Here is a 21171-nt window from a genome sequence, read left to right on the forward strand (position 1 = left end):
AGCCCGTTCAAAGTCCCGCGGGCGAAGCAGGTGGCGTCGTGCGATGCCGCCTGCTGCCTGAGACTCGTGTTATTGCCCGCCGCCTTGCACGCCGAGCGTGATCTTGTTGCTCACGGACTTCACGCCCGTCACGCCCTTGGCGATTTCTTCCGCTTGGGCGATCTGGCCGCCTTCCGGCACCGTGCCCGTCAGCACGACCGCGCCGCTACGCGCGCGCACATAGACGTGCGACACGTCGAAGCCCTGCGCTTTCGACAACGCGCGGCGCACGTCGTAGCCGAGCTTGCGGTCGGTCTTCTTCGTTGCCGATTTCTGGGCTTTGGCCGTTGCCGCCGAATCCGTACTGGTGGCCGCCGCGTCGCTCGATTGGGCATAGGCGCTCGAAGCCACGGCCACGCACACCACCACGCCCAGCGCTTTCAACAGATCGACTGCTTTCATGATTTCTCCTTTTGTTTCGCTTGTTGACTTCGCACAGTTGCTACTTCGCTCGTTTTGCACTTCAAAAACGGGCCGCAGTCCCAGCGGCTGGGCTACGACATCGAGCGGCTGCCCGTGACCATGCGCTCGCCCGGCCGCCGATGGGCGACGAAGCATGGCGATGGCAAGCCGGCTGATGCGGCTCACGGTGCTGCGAGAGACTGGCGAAAGAAACCAAACCGCGGCCGGTTGGTCGGGCGGCAAAACCCGTCGGCTCGAATATGTCCTGCCGCATGGCGCATGCTCGGCGCGGCTCACGAGCCCATATTCCGGGCTGCGGCGCGCGAGGGCCATGTAGTGCGGCGGCGAACGTCAATTTAGCCCAGCGCGGCCATAAGCGCAAAGCATTTAACGACGCGGCAATCAACGAAGCCGCGCATAAGCAACAGCGCCGGCAACGGTCGCCCGCGCCCACACACGCCTGTCACACTCGGCGCGCGATGGGTGCGCGGGTGGTGCGATTAGCGATCTCGGGTACCATCGACGCCATGCCGGCCGCCCGGACGCGTTCATGGCGCTGCCCGCGCAACGCGATCGGGTAAGCTCCAGCGCACCAAGATTCACGATTTCCCTACGAGATGACCCATCCATCAGGAAGCAATCCGGGCGACGATCCGGACGTCCCGCCCAAACGCAAGCCGCAGCAGAGGATCGTCGCGCGCTTCGTTGCGATCTCCTGGCGCGATCTCGCGCTCACCATCGGCCCGATCCTGCTCGTCTGCGCGGCCGCGCTCTATCTCGCCGTGCGGCTGATCCAGCCCGCGCCGCCGAGCACGCTGACCATCGCGGCGGGTCCGAAAGGCAGTTCCTTCTGGAACGCCGCGCAGAAGTACAAGACGATTCTCGCGCGCAACCGCGTGACGCTCGACGTGCTGGAAACGCAAGGCTCGCTCGACAACCTGACGCGCCTCGAAGATCCGAAATCGAATGTCGATGTCGGCTTCGTGCAGGGCGGCCTGTCGCAGCCCGGCGCAATGCACGACACGCTGGAATCGCTCGGCAGCGTGTCGTACGTGCCGCTCGCGGTGTTTTACCGGGGCGCGGCGGTGGTGAACCGGCTGTCGGAACTGAAAGGCAAGCGGCTCGCGATCGGCGCGGAAGGCAGCGGCTCGCGCGTGCTCGCGCTGAGTCTCCTGAAGGCGAACGGCATCGAGCCGGGCGGCGACACGCAACTGCTGCCCCTCGCCGGCGACGAGGCCGCGAAGGCGCTCGAAGCCGGCCAGGTCGATGCGGTCTTCCTGGCAGGCGATTCCGCCCAGCCGCCGACCATGGCGAAACTGCTGCGCACGCCGGGCATCCGTTTCATGGATTTCGCCCAGGCCGACGCCTACGCGCGCCGTTTCCCGTACCTGACGGAGATCGAACTGCCGATGGGCGCGTTCGATTTCGCCCGCAACCTGCCGCCGCACCCGGTTCACATGATCGCGCCGACGGCCGAACTGGTCGCGCGCGACAGCCTTCACCCGGCGCTGTCCGATCTGCTGATCGAAGCGGCGCGCGAGGTGCACGGCCGCGCCAATCTGATGCAGCGGGCGAACGAGTTTCCGGCGCCGCTCGCGCACGAATTTCGCATCAGCGACAACGCCGAGCGCTATTACAAGTCGGGCAAGAGCTTCCTTTACCGGACGCTGCCGTTCTGGGTCGCGAGTCTCGCGGATCGCGTGCTGGTGCTGCTGGTGCCGCTGATCGTGGTGCTGATTCCGGGCTTGCGGCTGGTGCCGGGGCTGTACCGGTGGCGCGTGAAATCGCGCATCTACCGATGGTATGGCGCGCTCATTGCGATAGAACGCGAAGCGATCAGCGGCCCGGACACCGCGCAGCGCGATGCCCTGCTCGATCGCATCGACGCCATCGAGACGGCTGTGAATCGCATGAAGATGCCGCTCTCGTTCGCGGACCAGTTTTACGTGCTGCGCGAGCACATCGGCTTCGTGCGGGAACGTCTGGCGCACGTGCCGGTGGCGCCGCGCGACGAAACCCGCGCGCCGGGCGAGGCGTCGCCGGATACATCGCGTGTCGTATCGCGGGCAGACACGGAACAAGGCAGCACGTAATATCTATTTGAGGAACGCGAATAACGGATGCGATACGTCGCGCAACGCGTCCGCCATGCAGGACACGACCGAAAAACGAACAACAGATCAGGCCCACGCGCTCGCCGCGCGTGAAAAGCCACGGAAAACAGGGAGAAGGAACATGAGTGCCCCGCATTCGACCAGTGGTGGTCGGCCGTACTTTTTCTTCGACTTCATTTCGCCGTTTTCGTACTTGCTGCTGGAACAGCACGAAAAATGGCCGGAAATGCCGTTCGAACTCGTGCCGGTCCAGCTGATGAAGCTGCTCGACCGATGGGGCCAGCCGCACGCCGCGACGATTCCGTCCAAGCGCGTCTTCACGTACCGGCACGCGCTCTTTCGCGCGGAGCAACTTGGCATTCCGTTCAGGATGCCGCCCGCGCATCCGTTCGATCCGAGCAAGGCGCTGAGGCTCGCCGTGCTGGCCGATGGTGAAATCTCCCGCGTGCGGGAAATCTTCCGCTACATCTGGCGCGAGGGACGCGATCCCGCGACACCGGAAGGCTTTCGCGCGCTGTGCGAGCGCGTCGGCATGCCGGACGCGCAAACGCGCATCGAGGACGAGGACATCAAGGCGAAACTGCGCGACAACAACGACCGCGCCGTCGAGATGGGCGTGTTCGGCGTGCCCACCTTCGTCGTCAACGATCAGATCTTCTGGGGCGAGGACACGCTGCCGATGGTGCTCTACGTCGCGCGTTCGCCGAACTGGCTCGATGGCACTGAGGTGAAGCGCATCAGCGCGCTGCCGATCGCACCGCGCGACGCGGATTTCGGCTGATGGCGGACCGGCCGGACGGCGCGCCTATGCCATGCATAGCGCGCTCGCTATGGCGTCAAAATTGGATAAGCGTTTAACTTAGGGCTACGGTGCGCGAGTTCGCGCCGCGCGCCCTGATTTCAACCGCTTTACAGGCCATGAACGATCCCGCCGACTCACTCGATATCTGGCTCATCCGCGTGCTGCGCACTTTGTTGCTGGAGCGCAGCGTCACGCAGACCGCGCAGCGGCTGAACCAGACGCAGCCGGCGATCAGCACCGCACTGCGCCGCCTGCGCGAGATCCTGAACGACCCGATTCTCGTGCGCGGCAAACAGGGCATGGTGCCGACCGAATACGGCGAGTCGCTGCTCGCGCCGGCGCAGCGGGCATTGCGCGAAGTCGAGTTCGTCGCAACGCCGCACGGCGATTTCGATGCCGCCAGTTCACGCCGCACCTTCCGCATCGCCGCACCCGATTATCTGAACGATTTCTTCATGCCGACGCTCGTCGCCGCCTTTCGCGACGCCGCGCCGAACGCGCGTCTGGAGATCGAATCGCTGAACCCGATGCGCGATCACGAGCGCATGCTCGACGAAGGCGAGATCGACCTGATGGTCGCCAACTGGACGAAGCCCGAGCCGCGCTTCGAACGCCAGGACCTGTTCTCCGATGTATTCGTCTGCCTGATGCGCGCGAACCATCCGCTCGCGCGCGAGCCGCTGACCGTCGACCGCTACGCGCTCGCCGCCCATCTCGCGCCGACGCCCTACAGCGGCGGCCGGCGTCATCCGATCGATGTCGGCCTGGCGCGCGCGGGTGTCAGGCGGCGCATCGTCACGACGATTCCCTACTTCGGGCTCGTGCCGCAGGTACTGCTGCAGTCGGACCTCATCTTCACCGCGCCGCGCCGTTTCGCGCTGCACTACGCGGCAATGCTGCCGCTCGCGGTGCTGGACTCGCCGGTGCCGTTTCCGCGCATAAAGTGCTATCAGCTTTCGCTGCCGCAGCCGGATCAGCCGACGGATGTCGCGTGGCTGCGCACGCTGATGTCGAGTGTGTCGGATTCGCTGACGCGCAAGAAGACCGTCGCGGACTTTTCGGGTGACGCGACCGCCGAACTGGGCGAAGTCACGAAGTAGCGCGCGGGTGGCGGGACTTCGGTACTATCCGGAACGACACCCTCGGCCCGCCCCGCTCACATGGATGCTCTCGACAAACTGATTCAGCTTGCGAGCCTTTCCGGCGCGCTCGATCTCCGCTGCCTGCTGAGCGGCCCGCTGGAACTCGATCATGCGCCCGCGCCCGCTGGCGAAGCGGTGTATCACGTCGTCCTCGATGGCGCGTGCACGGTGCTTCGAAAAGGTCAGGCACCGCGGGAGTTGCGCGCTGGCGACATCTTCTTTCTGCCGCGCGGAGACGCGCACGTGCTGAGCATTCAGCCGCGTGAATCGGACGCGACGACGGCGACTGAGATGGAGACCAGCCACAACGGCGCGGTCACGGTGGAAACCAATTGCGGCGGAAAGCCACCCGGCGTGGATCTGCTGTGCGGACGCTTTCTCTACGCGCCGCGCGCGTTATTGATCGACGTGCTGCCGGATGTCGTGCATGTGTCGTTCACGAACGCGTCGGCGCCCTATCTGCCGCCGCTTGTCCAGACGATGCGCCGCGAGGCGGAGGAAGCGCGGCTCGGTGCGCCATCGATCGTCACGGCGCTGTCCACCGCGCTTTTCACTATGGTCCTGCGCGCGTGGCTCGCCGAGCAGCCGTCTCTGGCGGGCGTGCTGGGCCTGCTTGCGAACCGGCGGCTGGGCGCGTCGATCATCGCGATGCTGGAGCGGCCCGCCGAGCCGTGGACGCTGGAAATGCTGGCCAAGGAAGCGGCGATGTCGCGCGCGACCTTCATGCGCGCGTTCTCCGCGCATTCGGACAGCTCGCCGCTGGCCTTGCTGAGCCATGTACGCATGCAGCTCGCAAGCACGATGCTCACGCATACGAAGAAGAGCATCGCGGATGTCGCGGCGGATGTGGGGTATCAGTCGGAGGCCGCGTTTTCGAAGCGGTTCAAGGAGCTGTATGGGGTGGCGCCGGGGCGCTTCAGGCAGGCCAACGGCCTTTCCTGAAGCGTAGCCGCTCAGGCGGCGAGGCGGGCGGCCCTGACCGCCGACATCCCCAGCCGCGCCGTCATCTCCCTCACCCGCAACAACTGCGCCGTCACCGCCAGCGCGATCGACCACGGCGCTTTATCGACGATGCCTTCCACGCCGATCGGACACGTGATCTCCGGCAACCGGTCCGCCGCCACGCCCCGTTCCACCAGCCGCCGCTCGAACTTCACGCGCTTGGTTTTCGAGCCGATCAGCCCGAAGTACGCGAAGTCATCGCGCCGCATGATGCGCTGCGTGAGCGAGAAGTCGAGCGAATGATCGTGCGTCATCACGATGAAATACGCGCCCGCCGGCGCTTCGTCGACGATCGCATCGGGCAGATCGGTGGCTTCGATCTGCACGTTGGCCGGGACTTCGTCGGGGAACATTTCGTCGCGCGCATCGACCCATTGCACGACGCACGGCAGCGTGCCCAGCACTTTCACGAGCGCGTGGCCGACGTGCCCCGCGCCGAACAGGACGACGTGCATCATGACCGTGCGCTCCTCACCGCGTTCACCGCCCTCAGGATCTCTTCAGCCGTCGCCGGCGCGTTCAAAGGCGGATTCACCTTGTGATCGCCCACCGCGGACACGGCGTCGCGGATCGCGAAGAACACCGAGAACGGCAGCAGCAGCGGCGGCTCGCCCACCGCCTTCGAGCGATGGATGCTGTCCTCCGTATTGCGGTTCTTGAACAGATCGACGCGGAAATCGGGAGGCATGTCGTTCGTCGTCGGAATCTTGTAGGTGGACGGCGCGTGCGTCATCAGCTTGCCCTTTTCGTTCCACCAGAGTTCTTCCGTCGTGAGCCAGCCCATGCCCTGCACGAACGCGCCTTCGACCTGACCTTTATCGAGCGCCGGATTCAGCGACGCGCCCACGTCATGCAGCGCATCCGCGCGCAGCACGCGCATTTCGCCGGTCAGCGTGTCGATCACCACCTCCGACACCGCTGCGCCATACGAGTAGTAGAAGAACGGACGGCCCTGCATCGTCGCCTGATCCCAGTAGAGCTTGGGCGTCGCGTAGAAGCCGTCGGACCACAACTGCACGCGCGCGAGATACGCCTTCTGCACGACTTCGCCGAACGGAATCGCATCGTCGCCGACGATCACGCGATCGTTCGCGAAGCGCACCTGCTCAGGCGTCACGCTGCCGCCGCCGAACTTCTCCGCGGCGAACTTCGCGAGCCGCTCGCGCAACTGGCGCGCGGCGTCCTGCGCGGCCTTGCCGTTCAGATCGGTTCCCGTCGATGCCGCCGTCGCCGAAGTATTGGCGACCTTGCTCGTATCGGTGGCCGTCACGCGCACGCGCTCGAAGTGCACGCCGAGTTCATGCGCGACCACTTGCGCGACCTTCGTGTTCAGGCCCTGGCCCATCTCGGTGCCGCCGTGATTCACGAGCATCGAGCCATCGGTGTAGATGTGGACCAGCGCGCCCGCCTGATTGAAGTGCGTCACGTTGAACGCGATGCCGAACTTCACCGGCGTGAGCGCGAGACCCTTCTTCAGGATTTCATTGTTCGCATTGAATTCGTTGATCGCCGCGCGGCGGCGACGGTAATCGCTCGTCTCCTCGAGTTCGGCGATCAGTTCGTGAATGACGTTGTCCTCGACCGTCTGGCCATAAGGCGTCTTGTTGTTTTCCGTCTTGCCGTAAAGATTCGCGCGGCGCACGTCGAGCGAGTCGCGGCCGACCGAACGCGCGACGTTGTCCATGATGTACTCGATCGCGAACGCGCCCTGCGGCCCGCCGAAGCCGCGAAACGCGGTGTTCGACTGCGTGTTCGTCTTGCCGCAATAGCCTTCGATCTTCACGTCCGACAACCAGTAGGCGTTGTCGAAGTGGCAGACGGCGCGCGTCATCACCGGTCCCGACAGATCGGCGGAGAAGCCGCAGCGCGAGGTCATGTCGACGGCGACGCCATCGATCTTGCCGTCGTCGTCGTAGCCCACTTCGAACTCGTACACGAAGTCGTGGCGCTTGCCGGTGATCATCATGTCGTCGTCGCGGTCCGGACGCAGCTTCACCGGGCACAGCAGTTTCCACGCGGCGAGCGCCGCGCAGCACGCGAAAATGCCCGACTGCGATTCCTTGCCGCCGAATCCGCCGCCCATGCGGCGGCATTCCACGAGCACGTTATGCGAATGCACGTTGAGAACATGTGCGACGAGATGCTGCATTTCCGTCGGGTGCTGCGTCGAGCAGTAGACGTGCATGCCATCGTCGTCCTTCGGCACGGCGTAGGCGATCTGGCCTTCGAGATAGAACTGTTCCTGGCCGCCGAGCTTCATCGCGCCGCGCTCGTGATGCGAGGCTTTCGCCATGCGCCCTTCGGCGTCGCCGCGCGACAGCTTCAGCGGATTCAGCACGTACGATTCGGCCTTGCGCGCATCCTCCGGCGTCAGCACCGGCACGAGGTCTTCGAACTCGATGGTCGCGCGGCGCGCGGCAAGGCGCGCCGTATCGTGCGACGTCGCGACGACGATGAACATCGGCTGACCGACGAACTGCACGATGCCCTGCGCGAGCACCGGATCGTCGTGGATGATCGGGCCGCAGTCGTTCACGCCGGGAATGTCCTCGGCGGTGAAGACGGCCACGACGCCCGGCGTCGCGCGCACGGCGTCGAAGTTCATCGACACGATCTTCGCGTGCGCCTTCGGGCTCGTGCCGAGCGCGGCGTGCAGCGTGCCCGCGACGACCGGGATGTCATCGGTGTAGCTCGCGCGTCCGCTCACGTGCAGATGCGCGGATTCATGCGGACGCGATACGTGGACCTGCCTGAACGCGTCGATTTCGTTCGCGAGCGACTGGGCTTCGGCGAGAAAGGCTTCGGCTTGCTGATTCATGTTGTTGTCCCCTTACTTCGCTTCGACCAGTTCGATTGCACGCACATCCAGCTTCGATTTATCCAGCGGATTCTGCGCACGCGTCTCCAGCCAGAAGCGATACAGCAGGCTCTTCGCCGTGTCGAGCCGATAGTCGCTGCTCGCGCGCATGTCGGTGAGCGGCTGGTAGTCCTTGCCCAATGCGATCATCGCGGCCTGGGCGGTGGCTTCGTGCCAGTGAGCGTCCGTCAGAACGGCTTCGGCATGCGCTGCGCGTTTCGGCGTCGCAGCCATTCCGCCGTAGACGAGACGCGGCTCGCGGATCGTGTCGCCATCGGCGATGAACGAGTACGCGGCGTACACGGCGGAAATGTCGGAGTCGAAGCGCTTCGACAGCTTGTACGCACGGAACTGGAGATTCGCGCGCTTGCCCGAGCGCGTCGGCACGCGAATGGCGGCGACGAACTCGTTCGCGTGCATGTCCTTCTTCTGGTACGCGATGTACAGGTCTTCGAGCGGCATCTCGCGCGTGCCGTCGACGCTTTGCAGCACGACGCGCGCATTCAGCGCGATGAGGCCGGGCATCGAATCGCCGATCGGCGAGCCGTTCGCGACGTTGCCGCCGAGCGTGCCCGCATTGCGGATCGGCAGCGACGCGAAGCGCAGGCGCGTCTCTTCCAGTTCGGGATAGATCTTCACGATTTCCGCGTACGCGCGATCCACCGACACGCCCGCGCCGATCTCGATCCACTCGTCCGTCGTCTCGACGTGTTTGAACGCTTCGATCTGCCCGATATAGACGATGTCGCCCAGATCGCGCAGTTGCTTGGTGACCCACAGACCGACGTCGGTGCTGCCCGCGAGAATGCGCACGTTCGGATTCTTGTCCTTGATCGCGGCGAGCGCCTCGGCGGTGCGCGGCGCGTCGAACTGGCGGCCGGCGTGTTCGTAGTGGAACGTGTCGTCGCGCCGGATGCCGTCGAGCGTGCGCGCGAGCGCCGGCACGTTGACGGGCGCGAGCGGCGCGTGATCGAACATCTGCTCGGCCGCCTCGATGATCGGCCGATAACCCGTGCAGCGGCACAGATTGCCCGTCAGCGCGTCGCTGATTTCCTGGCGCGACGGTTTCGTTTTTTCGCAGGCGCCCGCGCAGCCCGTCGTCGCATGGCCGTGCTTTTCGTAGAGCGCGAACATCGACATCGCGAAACCCGGCGTGCAGAAGCCGCACTGCGAGCCATGGCAATCGACCAGCGCCTGCTGCACCGGATGCAGCGTGCCGTCCGGCTGGCGCAGGTCTTCGACGGTGAAGAGCGCGCGGCCATCGAGCGTCGGCAGGAACTGCACGCACGCGTTCACGGCCTTGAACGCGACGCCGCCCGCGCCGTCCGGCTCGCCGATGACGACCGTGCACGCGCCGCAGTCGCCTTCCGCGCAGCCTTCCTTGGTGCCGGTGCAGCGCGCGTCTTCGCGCAGATATTGCAGGACGGTGCGCGTCGTCGACGCGCCGCTGACTTCCTGAATCGCGTTGCGATGATAGAAGCGGATCGGCTGGTTTATCGGCTGGCTCATGGATGTGTCTCGGGGCTCTTCGATGCTTTTCTGCTGGTTGCGCGGGATGCGCAGCCGGTGGCATTCGCGACTTCGGGGGACTTTTTAAGACTAATCCTGTCGCTTCGATGGTTGGAAAGCTATCACCGCCAAAATCGACAACCCATAGGCGGCATTGCATGAACGACATATTCATCGCTCGATATGTGCGCCGAGCCTTATCCAGAAAGGCTTTCGACGCTGCCGTCCGATCGTTCGGACAGGCGATTTGTCCTAGCTGGTTACAAAACGAGTGCGACGTTGCGCCGCAACATATGGGAGAATCACGTCTTCGCGCCGAATTCAACCCCGCAATTTCCCTATGTCCTCCGAGCCTCGCAACGAGCCGCAAAGCGATTTCGCAATCACCCTGCGGATTCTGCCGGTCGTGCTGTACACGTTTCTCTGCTACCTGACGATCGGCATTCCGCTGGCGGTGCTGCCGGGCTTCGTGCATACGGATCTCGGCTACGGCTCGGTGATGGCGGGCGCGGCGATCAGCGTTCAATATTTCGCGACGCTTCTGTCGCGGCCGCTCGCCGGACGCACCGCCGACACGCTCGGCCCCAAGAAAACCGTGCTCTACGGTCTCGCGGCGTGCGCGGTGAGCGGCGTGCTGCTGCTGTGCTCGGCGCTCGCCGCGCAATGGCATGGGGTGAGTCTCGTGCTGCTGGTGATCGCGCGGCTCGTGCTGGGCTTCGGCGAAAGCTGGGTCGGCACGGGATCGATCACGTGGGGTATCGGGCGCGTCGGCGTGACCAGCAACGCGAAGGTGATTTCGTGGAACGGCATCGCGACGTACGGCGCGCTCGCGATCGGCGCGCCGCTCGGCGTCGCGATCGATCATGCGCTGGGATTCGCGTCGCTCGGGCTGATCGTCATCGCGCTGGGCGGGTTCGGTTACTGGCTCGCGACTCGCATGGCGAGCGTGCCGGTCGTGCATGGCGAGCGGCTTTCGTATCGCAGCGTGTTCTTTCGCGTGCTGCCGCATGGGCTCGGGCTCGCGCTCGGGTCGGCAGGGTTCGGCTCCATTGCGACCTTCATCACGCTCTACTATGCCGCGCACAGCTGGCCGAATGCGGCGCTCTCGCTCACTGTGTTCGGCACGATGTTCATCGGCGCGCGGCTGCTGTTCGCCAATACGATCAAGGCGTACGGCGGGTTTCGCGTGGCGATCGTATCGTTTGCTTTCGAATGCGGCGGCTTGTTGATGCTTTGGCTTGCGGCTGAGCCTACGTTCGCGCTTGCGGGCGCGGCGTTGACGGGGTTTGGGTTCGCGCTGGTGTTTCCGGCGCTGGGCGTCGAGGCGGTCGGGCTCGTGCCGCCGGCGAGCCGTGGTGCCGCGCTTTCCGCGTATTCCGTGTTTCTCGATTTGTCGCTCGGGCTGACCGGGCCGCTCGCGGGGTACGTCGCGGGTGAGTTCGGGTATGGGTCGGTGTTTCTGTTTGCCGCGCTGGCGGCGGCCGCGGCGGTGGCGTTGTCGGTTGCGCTTTATATGCGCGCGGGACGTGGGGTGGGTGGGCCGGCTACAGTTTGATGCGCAGGGCCGCGAACCTCTCCAAGTTAAGGAACAAGACGCCCCTTCGTCCTCAAGGTTTGTCTTAAAATCCCCGCTTGGCCCATTAGCGTCCGCTTTATGAACCCGACCTCGGAAGACCGCTGGTGCGACCTGCGCCCGGACCCGGACAGCGACACTCCGCTCTATCTTCAACTCGCCCGCAAGCTCGCCAACGCCATCCACGACAATCGCTGGAACGCGGGCGAAGCGCTGCCTTCCGAGCGCGTGCTGTCGGAGGCGCTCGGCGTCTCGCGGATCACGTCCAGAAAAGCGATCGCGCTGCTCGTCGAGCAAGGGCTGATTCGCCGCGAGCAAGGCGCGGGCAGCTTCATCACGCCGCGTTACGAAGATCCCCTCTCGCGTCTGTCGAGCTTTTCCGAGATGCTGCGGCGGCGCGGCTTCAAGCCCAGCTCCAAATGGCTCTCGCGCACCATCGAGCCGGCCAATCGCGATGAAGTCATCCAGCTCGGCCTCTCGCCCGCCGCCACCGTCACGCGCCTGAAACGGCTGCGGCTCGCCGACGACATCGTGATGGCCGTCGAGAACTCCACTTTCCCCGCGTCGTGCATCCCCGATCCGCAGACCATCGGCGATTCGCTCTACAGCTATCTCGATGCGCGCGGGCTCTCCATCGTGCGCGCGCTGCAGCACTTCCGCGCGGTGAACGCGAGCGCGGAAATCGCGCAGCAAATGGGCATCGCGCCACACGACGCGCTCCTGCTCATCACGCGCGTCGGCTACACGGCCGATCAGCGCGCCATCGAGCTTACCGATACCTACTGCCGCAACGACTACTACGACTTCGTCGCCGAGCTGCGAAAGTGATCCCCGCCCAATGACCGACACCGCCACAGCGCAGCCTTCCGACCGATCGCTCTCCATCATGCTGTGGCTCGTCGCCACGGGCTTCTTCATGCAGACGCTCGATTCGACGATCGTCAATACCGCGCTCCCCGCGATGGCCAGGAGCCTCGGCGAAGCGCCGCTGCGCATGCAGGGCGTCGTGATCGCCTACTCGCTCACGATGGCGATGATGATCCCCTTCTCCGGCTGGCTCGCGGACAAGCTCGGCACGAAACGCGTGTTCTTCAGCGCGATTCTCGTGTTCACGATTGGCTCGCTGTTGTGCGCGAAAGCGCAGTCGTTGCAGGCGCTCGTCGCGTATCGGGTCGTGCAGGGCGTGGGCGGCGCGATGCTGCTGCCGGTCGGACGCCTCGCCGTGCTGCGCGTGTTTCCGGCGGAACGGTATCTCTCGGCGCTCGCATTCGTCGCGATTCCGGGGCTGATCGGCCCGCTCATCGGTCCGACGCTCGGCGGCTGGCTCGTGCAGATCGCGTCGTGGCACTGGATCTTTCTCATCAACGTGCCGGTGGGCGTGATCGGCTGCATCGCGACGAATCTGTACATGCCCGACAGCCGCAATCCGGCCACCGCGCCCTTCGATCTCGCGGGCTATCTGCTGCTCGCCGTCGGCATGGTCGCGCTGACGATTTCGCTCGACGGCCTCGCCGATCTCGGTCTGCAGCACGCGATCGTGATCGTGCTGCTGGTGCTCTCGTTCGGCTGCTTCGTCGCCTACGGCCTGCACGCGACGCGCGCCGCCCAGCCGATCTTCTCGCTCGATCTCTTCAAGATCCATACCTTCAGCGTCGGTCTGCTCGGCAATCTGTTCGCGCGTATCGGCAGCGGCGCGATGCCGTATCTGATTCCGCTGCTCCTGCAAGTGAGCCTCGGCTACACGGCGTTTCAGGCCGGCATGATGATGCTGCCCGTCGCGGCCGCCGGCATGGCGTCGAAGCGCCTCGTCACGCGCCTCATCGAAAAGCACGGCTACCGGCGCGTGCTGGTCGTGAACACGGTGCTCGTCGGGCTGATGATGGCGAGCTTCGCGCTCGCGAGCGCGCATCAGCCGCTGTGGCTGCGGCTCGTGCAACTGGCCGTGTTCGGCGCCGTCAATTCGATGCAGTTCACCGCGATGAACACGCTCACGCTGAAAGACCTCGGCACCGGCGGCGCGAGCAGCGGCAACAGCCTCTTTTCGCTCGTGCAGATGCTGTCGATGAGCCTCGGCGTGACCGTCGCGGGCGCGATTCTCTCGACCTTCACGGGACTGCTGCCGCAGGTGACGGAATCGAATTCGCTGCCCGCGTTCCACGCGACGTTCCTGTGCGTGGGCGTCATCACGGCGGCGACGGCGTGGATCTTCGGTCAGCTCGCGCCGGAAGTGCGTGCGGCGCGCAGAAAGCCGGACCCATCGGAATCGAACTGACGCGGGTCGAAGCGCGATTCACGCACCGCGCCGGTGCCCGCGCGCACGGTTGCGCGGCGCGCGCTCCCGCGCGTGCGGCATGACGCGTCGAATCCACACACGAATAAGCGTGCCGCGCGCTTTCATTCCGCCGCCGAGCCGCTTGTATATTGAATTTGCACGCTTTTTGCTCGAACGGTCGGAAGCCGATCCGGTAAACTATCTCGATAAAGTCACTTGCCCTGCGCCTCGACACCATGAGCATGGTTGATCTCGACCCTCCCCGCTTTCAGCCGCCGCGCCCCATCGCGGGCGACGACGGTTCGCGTCGCACCGTGCTGTACGGCGAATTCACCGTTTTCAGCGTGTTCCAGCCGGTGTTTTCCGTGTCGCACCGGCGCGCGATCGGCTATCACGCGTCCTTGCGCGCCCGCGACGACACGCATCGCCACGTGCCGTCGCACGAAGTGTTCACGCAAGCGGCGCGGCGCGGCGATCTGCTCGAACTCGGCCGGCTCGCCGAATCGCTGCATCTGGGCAACTTCAATGCGTTCGACAGCCACGATGAATGGCTCTTTCTGAGCCTGCATCCCGCCGCGCTGATGGATACGAGCTACGGCGACGCGCTGCTCGCTTCGCTGAAGGACATCGGCCTGCCGCCGCAGCGTGTCGTGCTCGAAGTGCCCGAGCAGGCGGGCGGCGAGACGACGCGCTTCGCCGAGATCATCGATTCGATGCGCAAGTCGGGCTTCCTGATCGCGCTGGACGGCTTCGGCGTGAAGCATTCGAACATCGATCGCGTGTGGCATCTGCGGCCCGATATCGTCACGCTCGATCGCTGCATCCTGCAACAGGCGACCGAGCATTCGCATATCGAGCGCGTGCTGCCGCGTCTCGTGTCGTTGCTGCACGAGTCCGGCCAGCTCGTCCTGATGGGCGGCCTCGCGACCGAACGCGACGCGCTGATCGCGCTGGAATGCAACGTCGATTTCGTGCAGGGCGCGTACTTCGCGCAGCCGAGCGTCGATGCGGTGCACAGCGAGGTCGCGACGGGCGTGATGGACGCGTTGTCGGCGGCGTCGCGAGAACGCGTCGCGGCGCGCGAGCGGGCGCAGGCCACGCGTCTCGAACCGTACGTGACGGGGCTCGAACGGGCATCGGTCAAGCTGATGGAAGGCGAGGCGCTCGTCGTCGCGACGAGCGAGCTGCTGCAACTCGCCGACACCGCGCGCTGCTTCCTGCTCGATCAGGCCGGGCGGCAGATCGGCGACAACGTCGTGCCGGTGGTGCGAACGTCGCAGCGCGCGAAGCGTTTCAGTCCGCTGCTGCATTCGGAGGGCGCGAGCTGGGAGCGCCGGCCGTATTTCATCGAAGCGCTGCGCGCGCCGGGGCGCGTGCATCTGACGGCGCCGTATCTCTCGATCAACGAGGCGCACCTTTGCGTGACGGCGTCGATCGCCGCGCAGACGCCTTTTGGCCTGCAGGTGCTGTGCGTCGATATCAACTGGGAAGGCGCGAAGCGGCGGTAGCTTCTGTTACGCGCCGGGGTTGGAATCCGGTCGCAACAGATCGAATCCCGCCAGCGCGATCACGCCGGACAGCGCGATCAGCGCGGCCGAGTGACGACCGAAGTAGAGCAGCGCGGCGGCTGACCAGGCCGCGAGGCAGAGGGCCAGGAAGCGTTTCATGACGGTAATGCGGCGCGATTCAAAGCGCCATTCTAGATCGGGTATCGAAGTGGCGCAGCATCGGCCAGGACGCAAAAAAGCCCTCCGCAGAGGGCTTTTTACAATCGTGCGAAGCGCCGGAACTTACGCGCCGAAATTCTTCGCCGCGAAATCCCAGTTCACGATGTTCCAGTAAGCCTCGATGAACTTCGGACGCGCATTGCGATAGTCGATGTAATACGCATGCTCCCACACATCGATGGTCAGCAGCGCCTTCGAATCCGTCGTGAGCGGCGTGGCGGCGTTGCTCGTCGACACGATATCGACCGTGCCGTCGGTCTTCTTCACGAGCCACGTCCAGCCCGAACCGAACGTGCCGGTCGCGACCTTGGCGAATTCTTCCTTGAACTTGTCGTAGGAACCGTACTTGGCGTTGATCGCGTCAGCCAGCGCGCCGGTGGGCGCACCGCCGCCCTTCGGCGACAGGCTGTTCCAGAAGAACGTGTGATTCCAGACTTGCGCCGAGTTGTTGAACACGCCACCCGAGGACTTCTTCACGATTTCTTCGAGCGACAGGTTCTCGAATTCGGTGCCGGGAATCAGTTTGTTCAGGTTCGTCACATAGGTCTGGTGGTGCTTGCCATAGTGATACTCGAGCGTTTCTTCCGACATGTGCGGAGCGAGCGCGTTCTTGTCGAACGGCAGCGGCGGGAGCGTATGTTCCATGATTCAGCTTCCTTTCTATGTGGTTTGTGGGGGATGGTGAGGCGTGAGGCAGTGGAGCAATGGATTGTAGGCGAGTTGGGATAACCCAGCAAACCGTGTGCCCTTTATGAGAAAAATTGCTTTCCATATGCTTCGCACGGCGTAAAAAGTGCTTTGACGAGCAACTACAGGCACGTCAAATGTACGCCGATTCGACGCGTCGCGCCGGGCTCAGAATTCGTCTGACAGACGCGCCTGGACATCGGCGAGCAGGACATCGGCGGAACCTTCCGCGAGATGAACGGTGAGCGCGCGCTTCGGCTTCAACGCATGCGGCGCGCGCACGGCGCGGCCCGTTTGGGCGTCGATCAGCGCGGCATAGCCGCGTTCCAGTGTGCGCTGCGGGCTCAGCACCTGCAAGCGCGCCGCCAGTTCCGACACGCACGCTTTCTCCCGTTCCGCGCGACGCTCGTGCGCGCCGCCGAGGCGCTGCGCGAGCCGCAGCACATGCTCACGCTCGACAGCCACGTCCGGGCGCTTGCGCTGCCAGCGATAGTGCACCAGCGCGAAATGCGCGCGCGCATCGCGCACCGGACGCGCGCCCGCCGCGGCGAGTCGGCCCGCCACTTGCCGCAGATGCGCGCGCTGCCGGGCGAGCCGCTCGGCGGGACTCACGAGCCTGCGCGCGAGCCAGTCGAGTTGTTGCGCGCGCCGCTCCATCATCCGGCCGAAGCCACGCGCGAGCGCCGCATGACGATGATCGAGCTCGCGCAACAGCAGCACGCGCTGCGGACTGACGAGTTCGGCGGCGGCGGTCGGCGTCGGCGCGCGCACGTCGGCGGCGAAATCCGCGATGGTGAAATCCGTTTCGTGTCCGACGCCACTCACCACCGGCAACGCGCTCCCGGCAATCGCGCGGGCGAGCACTTCCTCGTTGAAGGCCCACAGGTCTTCGATCGACCCGCCGCCGCGGCACACAATCAGCACATCGACTTCGCGCCGCGCGTTGGCGGCTTCGACCATCGCCGCGAGCTTCGCGCCGACGCCCGCGCCCTGCACCGGCGCCGGATACACGACGACCGGCACGTGCGGCGCGCGGCGCGCGAGCGTCGTCAGCACGTCGCGCAGCGCGGCCGCCTGCAGCGACGTCACGATGCCGATGCCGCGCGGATGCGTCGGCAACGCGCGCTTTCTTTCGGCGGCGAACAGCCCTTCGCTTTCGAGCTGCGCCTTCAGCCGCAGGAACGCTTCGTAAAGCCGGCCCTGCCCCGTGCGCCGCACCGCTTCGACGTTCAATTGCAATTCGCCGCGCGGCTCGTACATCGTGACGAGCGCGCGCACCTCGATCCGGTCGCCTTCGCGCGGCGTGAACTCGGCGTATTGCGCGCGGCCCCGGAACATCACGCAGCGCATCTGCGCGTTCGCGTCCTTGATCGAAAAGTACCAATGGCCGCTCGCCGCGCGCGTGAAGTTCGACACCTCGCCCGACACCCAGACGAGCGGAAACGACTGCTCGAGCATCGAGCTGATCGCGCGATTGAGCACGGAAACGGGGATGACGGCGTCGCCGCTTTGCGACGGCAGGGAATCGGGAGTCATGGCAGGACAGGAAAAAACTTGGCGCGGCGGCCGCTGAGCCGGTGGACGAACGTCGCTGGACGAGGTACGCAAGTGTAACAAGTGTCCACACAGAAAGACTTACCGCCGTGTGCGGCGCGGCATCGCCAGAGGCCCGTGAGTTCGTTCTATGCGATTGAATTTGCAGCGTTTTATTTTTATGAACACTGTAAGCTCCGGAGCAACTCTTTCCTGACGCGCTTCGACGGTTCGCGGGCCGCAAGTTCTTCACAGAGTTATCCACAGGCGCGCCGATCGTGTGGACAAGCGTCATCGCACGCGCCGGCGACTGGCGCGCACGGCCCGCGCGCGCTAGAGTGCCGGGTTCCAGCATCGCCGGACAGTCCGTCCAACGTCGACCGATACTCAAGGAGCTGCCGTTGCGCGTCACGCCGTATCCGAAGGCCGCCCATGTCTGATTTCAAGCCGCCGATCGAGAACTTCCTTGCCCGCGAATGGCGTCGCCGCGGTCCCGTCGCGTGGGCGCTGACGCCCTTCGCGTGCCTCTTCGGCGCGATCGCCGCGACCCGCCGCGCCTTCTACGAGCTGGGCTGGTTCAAGCGCATCGATGTCGGCGTGCCGGTGGTCGTCGTGGGCAACGTGACCGTCGGCGGAACGGGCAAGACGCCGACCGTCATCGCGCTCGTCGAAGCGCTGCGCGGCGCCGGTTTTCAGCCGGGCGTCGTCTCGCGCGGCTACGGCGCGAAAGTCACGAAGCCCACAAGCGTCACGCCGACTTCGGCCGCCGCGCAGGTCGGCGACGAACCGCTCCTGATCGCGCGCCGCACGCACGCGCCTGTGTTCGTCTGCCCGGATCGCGTCGCGGCGGCGAAAGCGCTGCTCGACGCGCATCCGAACGTCGATGTCCTCGTCTCCGACGACGGCCTGCAGCACTATCGCCTCGCGCGCACGTGCGAGCTCGTCGTGTTCGATGCCCGCCTCGGCGGCAACGGCTTCCTGTTGCCGGCCGGACCGTTGCGCGAACCGATGTCGCGCCGCCGGGACGCGACGCTCATCAACAGTCCGTACGACCGCACGCTGCCGCCGTGGCCGGATACCTTCGCGCTCGAACTCGAATCCGGCGATGCGTGGCTGCTCGACGACCCGCACCAGCGTCGCCCGCTCGATCAGTTCGTCGGCGAAAAAGTGATCGCGGCGGCGGGCATCGGATCGCCCGAGCGCTTCTTCGCGACGCTGCGCGCGGCGGGCATCGCGCCCGCGACGCGCGCATTTCCCGATCACTATTCGTATCGCGAGAATCCGTTCGCGGGCGTCGAAGCCGATGCGATCCTGATCACCGAAAAGGATGCAGTAAAATTCGGAGCCTGGCGCGATGCACGCATCTGGGTCGTTCCGGTGCAAGCCGTGCTGAGACCGCGCCTCATCGCTCTTGTTGTGGAGAAACTCCGTGGACGCACGTCTGCTTGAAATCCTCGTTTGCCCGATCTGCAAAGGCCCGCTCAGTTACGATCGCGCGGCGCAGGAACTCGTCTGCAGCGCGGACAAGCTCGCCTACCCGATCCGCGACGGCATTCCCGTGATGCTCGTCGACGAAGCGCGCCAGACCGTCGAGGGCACGCCCGTCGAGCCGATCAAACCGGCCGGCGATGCCTGAGCGCGGCTGACATGTCCGTACCGTTCATCGCGGTCATTCCGGCGCGCCTCGCTTCCACGCGCCTGCCGAACAAGCCGCTCGCCGATATCGGCGGCAAGCCGATGGTCGTGCGCGTCGCCGAGCGCGCGCGCGAGTCCGGCGCGAGCCAGGTGCTCGTCGCGACCGATTCCGACCGCGTGGTCGAAGCGGCGCGCGATCACGGCATCGAAGTGATGCTGACGCGTTCCGATCACCCCACCGGCACCGACCGCCTCGCCGAAGTGGCCACGCGTCTGAACTGGGCCGACGACGCGATCGTCGTCAACGTGCAGGGCGACGAGCCGCTCATCGATCCGCAACTCGTGCGCGATGTCGCCGATCACCTCGCGACGCATCCCGAGTGCTCGATCGCCACGGCCGCGCATCCGATCCACGATCCGGCCGACGTCTTCAATCCGAACGTGGTGAAGGTCGTGCTCGATGCGAAAAGCGTCGCGCTCTACTTCTCGCGCGCGCCGATTCCCTGGTCGCGCGATCTCTGGCAGCCGCACTGGCCGGACGTTGCCGCGCTCGGGCAATTGCCCGCCGTGCCGGAGAACCTGCTGCGTCACATCGGGCTCTATGCCTATCGCGCGAAGTTCCTGCGCGACTTCCCGACGCTCGCGCAAGCGCCGATCGAGGCCGCCGAAGCGCTGGAGCAACTGCGCGCGCTGTGGCACGGCGAGCGCATCGCGGTGCGCGTGACGCACGATGCGCCGCCGCCCGGCGTCGACACTCTCGCCGATCTCGAGCGCGTGCAGGCGCTCTTCCCCAAAGCGGACTGAAAGCCGCGGCGCAACCGGTGTAAACCCCGCCAGAGCCCCAATCGGCGGGGTTTGTGGCGGTTTCTATGCGCGTTATTACGGTCGCGATCGTAAAGAGCCGTGGCATAATCAAGCGATTGCGCGAGCCTTCCGGTCAGCGCCGCTCAACGTCGCGCCGCTGTCCGCAGGTGCCCGCCGTCTCCTTTCGGCTGCGCGCCCTGTCGTCGACGCCGCACGAGCCAGGCTACCGGATGTCAAATCAGCCTCGCGGCTGCAGCGGTTTATAGACGATTCGGAGAGATCACCATGCGTTTGATCCTGTTGGGCGCACCCGGTGCGGGCAAGGGCACCCAGGCAAACTTCATCAAGGAGAGATTCGGCATTCCGCAGATTTCGACCGGCGACATGCTGCGCGCAGCCGTCAAGGCAGGCTCGCCGCTCGGCGTCGAGGCGAAGCGCTACATGGACGCGGGCGAGCTGGTGCCGGATTCGCTCATCATCAATCTCGTGAAGGAACGTCTGCAGGCGGACGACTGCAAGAACGGCTATCTGTTCGACGGCTTCCCGCGCACGCTGCCGCAAGCCGAGGCCATGAAGGACGCGGGCGTCGCGATCGACTACGTGCTGGAGATCGACGTTCCCTTCGACGAGATCATCACGCGCATGAGCGGCCGTCGCGTGCATGCGGCATCGGGTCGCACGTATCACGTCAAGTTCAATCCGCCGAAGGTCGACATGACCGACGACGTCACCGGCGAGCCGCTGATCCAGCGCGACGACGACAAGGAAGAGACCGTGAAGAAGCGTCTCGAAGTGTATGTCGCGCAGACCAAGCCGCTGATCGCGTACTACAACGACTGGGCGCAGAGCGGCGACGCACCGAACGGTTTGAAGGCGCCGGCGTATCGCAAGATCGCGGGCACCGGCAGCGTCGATGAAATCCGCACGCGTGTGTTCGACGCGCTGAAGTAAAGCGCGCTTTCGCCCGGCGTTCGATGAAACCCGCTCTCGCTGAGCGGGTTTTTTTACGCCTGTGAATCCGCATGACCGATGTGCGATTTTGCCGTCACCGGCTTCGCTACAATCGACGCGTT

19 protein-coding genes are annotated in these 21171 nt (G+C 65.4%); 12 read left to right on the forward strand and 7 right to left on the reverse strand.

Features of this window, described 5'->3' with window-relative positions; genetic code table 11:
• Positions 1-69: 69 nt before the first annotated feature.
• The gene (locus BTHE68_RS10205) at positions 70-441 is read right to left on the reverse strand and encodes a BON domain-containing protein (RefSeq protein WP_162066224.1); all 372 of its coding nucleotides are present in this window, start codon (positions 439-441) and stop codon (positions 70-72) included.
• A gap of 617 nt (positions 442-1058) precedes the next feature.
• Between BTHE68_RS10205 and BTHE68_RS10210 the strand changes: the two genes are divergently transcribed.
• The 4 genes from BTHE68_RS10210 (at position 1059) to BTHE68_RS10225 (ending at position 5441) form a co-directional block, all read left to right on the forward strand.
• A complete protein-coding gene (locus tag BTHE68_RS10210) occupies positions 1059-2534 on the forward strand; it encodes a TAXI family TRAP transporter solute-binding subunit (RefSeq protein ID WP_162066225.1) in 1476 nt (491 codons plus the stop codon).
• A 142-nt stretch (positions 2535-2676) separates the two neighbouring features.
• Entirely contained in the window at positions 2677-3336 is a 660-nt protein-coding gene (locus BTHE68_RS10215) for a 2-hydroxychromene-2-carboxylate isomerase (RefSeq protein WP_162066226.1), read from the forward strand.
• A gap of 137 nt (positions 3337-3473) precedes the next feature.
• A complete protein-coding gene (locus BTHE68_RS10220; protein ID WP_162066227.1) occupies positions 3474-4457 on the forward strand; it encodes a LysR family transcriptional regulator in 984 nt (327 codons plus the stop codon).
• Between the two features lie 60 nt (positions 4458-4517).
• Positions 4518-5441, forward strand: a complete 924-nt coding sequence (locus BTHE68_RS10225; protein ID WP_162066228.1) for an AraC family transcriptional regulator — start codon at positions 4518-4520, stop codon at positions 5439-5441.
• An 11-nt stretch (positions 5442-5452) separates the two neighbouring features.
• Here BTHE68_RS10225 and xdhC read toward each other — a convergent pair whose 3' ends face one another.
• From xdhC to xdhA, 3 genes are read right to left on the reverse strand one after another with little or no spacing between them, the layout of a single operon-like run.
• Positions 5453-5959: a xanthine dehydrogenase accessory protein XdhC gene (xdhC, locus tag BTHE68_RS10230; protein WP_162066229.1), complete on the reverse strand. Its 507-nt coding sequence runs from the start codon at positions 5957-5959 to the stop codon at positions 5453-5455.
• Complete coding sequence (gene xdhB / locus BTHE68_RS10235; protein ID WP_162066230.1) at positions 5956-8319, reverse strand: xanthine dehydrogenase molybdopterin binding subunit; 2364 nt, start codon at positions 8317-8319, stop codon at positions 5956-5958. The genes xdhC and xdhB overlap by 4 nt, the downstream gene beginning before the upstream one ends.
• A gap of 12 nt (positions 8320-8331) precedes the next feature.
• Positions 8332-9855: a xanthine dehydrogenase small subunit gene (gene xdhA / locus BTHE68_RS10240; protein ID WP_162066859.1), complete on the reverse strand. Its 1524-nt coding sequence runs from the start codon at positions 9853-9855 to the stop codon at positions 8332-8334.
• Positions 9856-10207: 352 nt separating this feature from the next.
• Between xdhA and BTHE68_RS10245 the strand changes: the two genes are divergently transcribed.
• The 4 genes from BTHE68_RS10245 (at position 10208) to BTHE68_RS10260 (ending at position 15220) form a co-directional block, all read left to right on the forward strand.
• Positions 10208-11422, forward strand: a complete 1215-nt coding sequence (locus BTHE68_RS10245) for an MFS transporter (protein WP_162066231.1) — start codon at positions 10208-10210, stop codon at positions 11420-11422.
• A gap of 99 nt (positions 11423-11521) precedes the next feature.
• Positions 11522-12268: a GntR family transcriptional regulator gene (locus tag BTHE68_RS10250; RefSeq protein ID WP_162066232.1), complete on the forward strand. Its 747-nt coding sequence runs from the start codon at positions 11522-11524 to the stop codon at positions 12266-12268.
• A gap of 10 nt (positions 12269-12278) precedes the next feature.
• Complete coding sequence (mdtD, locus tag BTHE68_RS10255; RefSeq protein WP_061176692.1) at positions 12279-13712, forward strand: multidrug transporter subunit MdtD; 1434 nt, start codon at positions 12279-12281, stop codon at positions 13710-13712.
• A 236-nt stretch (positions 13713-13948) separates the two neighbouring features.
• The gene (locus tag BTHE68_RS10260; protein WP_162066233.1) at positions 13949-15220 is read left to right on the forward strand and encodes an EAL domain-containing protein; all 1272 of its coding nucleotides are present in this window, start codon (positions 13949-13951) and stop codon (positions 15218-15220) included.
• A 6-nt stretch (positions 15221-15226) separates the two neighbouring features.
• Here BTHE68_RS10260 and BTHE68_RS36595 read toward each other — a convergent pair whose 3' ends face one another.
• The 3 genes from BTHE68_RS36595 to xseA all read right to left on the reverse strand — a co-directional run bounded on the left by BTHE68_RS36595 (position 15227) and on the right by xseA (position 17662).
• Positions 15227-15379: a hypothetical protein gene (locus BTHE68_RS36595; RefSeq protein ID WP_174258006.1), complete on the reverse strand. Its 153-nt coding sequence runs from the start codon at positions 15377-15379 to the stop codon at positions 15227-15229.
• Between the two features lie 123 nt (positions 15380-15502).
• Complete coding sequence (gene sodB / locus BTHE68_RS10265) at positions 15503-16084, reverse strand: superoxide dismutase [Fe] (RefSeq protein ID WP_061176694.1); 582 nt, start codon at positions 16082-16084, stop codon at positions 15503-15505.
• A 210-nt stretch (positions 16085-16294) separates the two neighbouring features.
• A complete protein-coding gene (gene xseA / locus BTHE68_RS10270; RefSeq protein ID WP_162066234.1) occupies positions 16295-17662 on the reverse strand; it encodes an exodeoxyribonuclease VII large subunit in 1368 nt (455 codons plus the stop codon).
• Between the two features lie 429 nt (positions 17663-18091).
• Between xseA and lpxK the strand changes: the two genes are divergently transcribed.
• The 4 genes from lpxK (at position 18092) to adk (ending at position 21049) form a co-directional block, all read left to right on the forward strand.
• Positions 18092-19108: a tetraacyldisaccharide 4'-kinase gene (gene lpxK / locus BTHE68_RS10275; RefSeq protein WP_162066235.1), complete on the forward strand. Its 1017-nt coding sequence runs from the start codon at positions 18092-18094 to the stop codon at positions 19106-19108.
• Positions 19089-19295, forward strand: coding sequence for a Trm112 family protein (locus BTHE68_RS10280; protein ID WP_061135290.1), 207 nt, complete (start codon positions 19089-19091; stop codon positions 19293-19295). The genes lpxK and BTHE68_RS10280 overlap by 20 nt, the downstream gene beginning before the upstream one ends.
• Before the next feature lie 11 nt (positions 19296-19306).
• Complete coding sequence (kdsB, locus tag BTHE68_RS10285; protein WP_162066236.1) at positions 19307-20098, forward strand: 3-deoxy-manno-octulosonate cytidylyltransferase; 792 nt, start codon at positions 19307-19309, stop codon at positions 20096-20098.
• Between the two features lie 285 nt (positions 20099-20383).
• Entirely contained in the window at positions 20384-21049 is a 666-nt protein-coding gene (gene adk, locus BTHE68_RS10290) for an adenylate kinase (RefSeq protein ID WP_162066237.1), read from the forward strand.
• Positions 21050-21171 lie beyond the last annotated feature (122 nt).

The sequence above is a fragment of the Burkholderia sp. THE68 genome, from assembly GCF_009938265.1.
GTDB lineage: Bacteria > Pseudomonadota > Gammaproteobacteria > Burkholderiales > Burkholderiaceae > Caballeronia.

Bases quoted from the DNA above. Each gene is read 5' to 3' on its own strand.
- BTHE68_RS10205 (WP_162066224.1), bottom strand. From the start codon at position 441: ATGAAAGCAGTCGATCTGTTGAAAGCGCTGGGCGTGGTGGTGTGCGTG.
- BTHE68_RS10210 (WP_162066225.1), top strand. From the start codon at position 1,059: ATGACCCATCCATCAGGAAGCAATCCGGGCGACGATCCGGACGTCCCG.
- BTHE68_RS10215 (WP_162066226.1), top strand. From the start codon at position 2,677: ATGAGTGCCCCGCATTCGACCAGTGGTGGTCGGCCGTACTTTTTCTTC.
- BTHE68_RS10220 (WP_162066227.1), top strand. From the start codon at position 3,474: ATGAACGATCCCGCCGACTCACTCGATATCTGGCTCATCCGCGTGCTG.
- BTHE68_RS10225 (WP_162066228.1), top strand. From the start codon at position 4,518: ATGGATGCTCTCGACAAACTGATTCAGCTTGCGAGCCTTTCCGGCGCG.
- xdhC (WP_162066229.1), bottom strand. From the start codon at position 5,959: ATGATGCACGTCGTCCTGTTCGGCGCGGGGCACGTCGGCCACGCGCTC.
- xdhB (WP_162066230.1), bottom strand. From the start codon at position 8,319: ATGAATCAGCAAGCCGAAGCCTTTCTCGCCGAAGCCCAGTCGCTCGCG.
- BTHE68_RS10245 (WP_162066231.1), top strand. From the start codon at position 10,208: ATGTCCTCCGAGCCTCGCAACGAGCCGCAAAGCGATTTCGCAATCACC.
- BTHE68_RS10250 (WP_162066232.1), top strand. From the start codon at position 11,522: ATGAACCCGACCTCGGAAGACCGCTGGTGCGACCTGCGCCCGGACCCG.
- mdtD (WP_061176692.1), top strand. From the start codon at position 12,279: ATGACCGACACCGCCACAGCGCAGCCTTCCGACCGATCGCTCTCCATC.
- BTHE68_RS10260 (WP_162066233.1), top strand. From the start codon at position 13,949: ATGAGCATGGTTGATCTCGACCCTCCCCGCTTTCAGCCGCCGCGCCCC.
- BTHE68_RS36595 (WP_174258006.1), bottom strand. From the start codon at position 15,379: ATGAAACGCTTCCTGGCCCTCTGCCTCGCGGCCTGGTCAGCCGCCGCG.
- sodB (WP_061176694.1), bottom strand. From the start codon at position 16,084: ATGGAACATACGCTCCCGCCGCTGCCGTTCGACAAGAACGCGCTCGCT.
- xseA (WP_162066234.1), bottom strand. From the start codon at position 17,662: ATGACTCCCGATTCCCTGCCGTCGCAAAGCGGCGACGCCGTCATCCCC.
- lpxK (WP_162066235.1), top strand. From the start codon at position 18,092: ATGTCTGATTTCAAGCCGCCGATCGAGAACTTCCTTGCCCGCGAATGG.
- kdsB (WP_162066236.1), top strand. From the start codon at position 19,307: ATGTCCGTACCGTTCATCGCGGTCATTCCGGCGCGCCTCGCTTCCACG.
- adk (WP_162066237.1), top strand. From the start codon at position 20,384: ATGCGTTTGATCCTGTTGGGCGCACCCGGTGCGGGCAAGGGCACCCAG.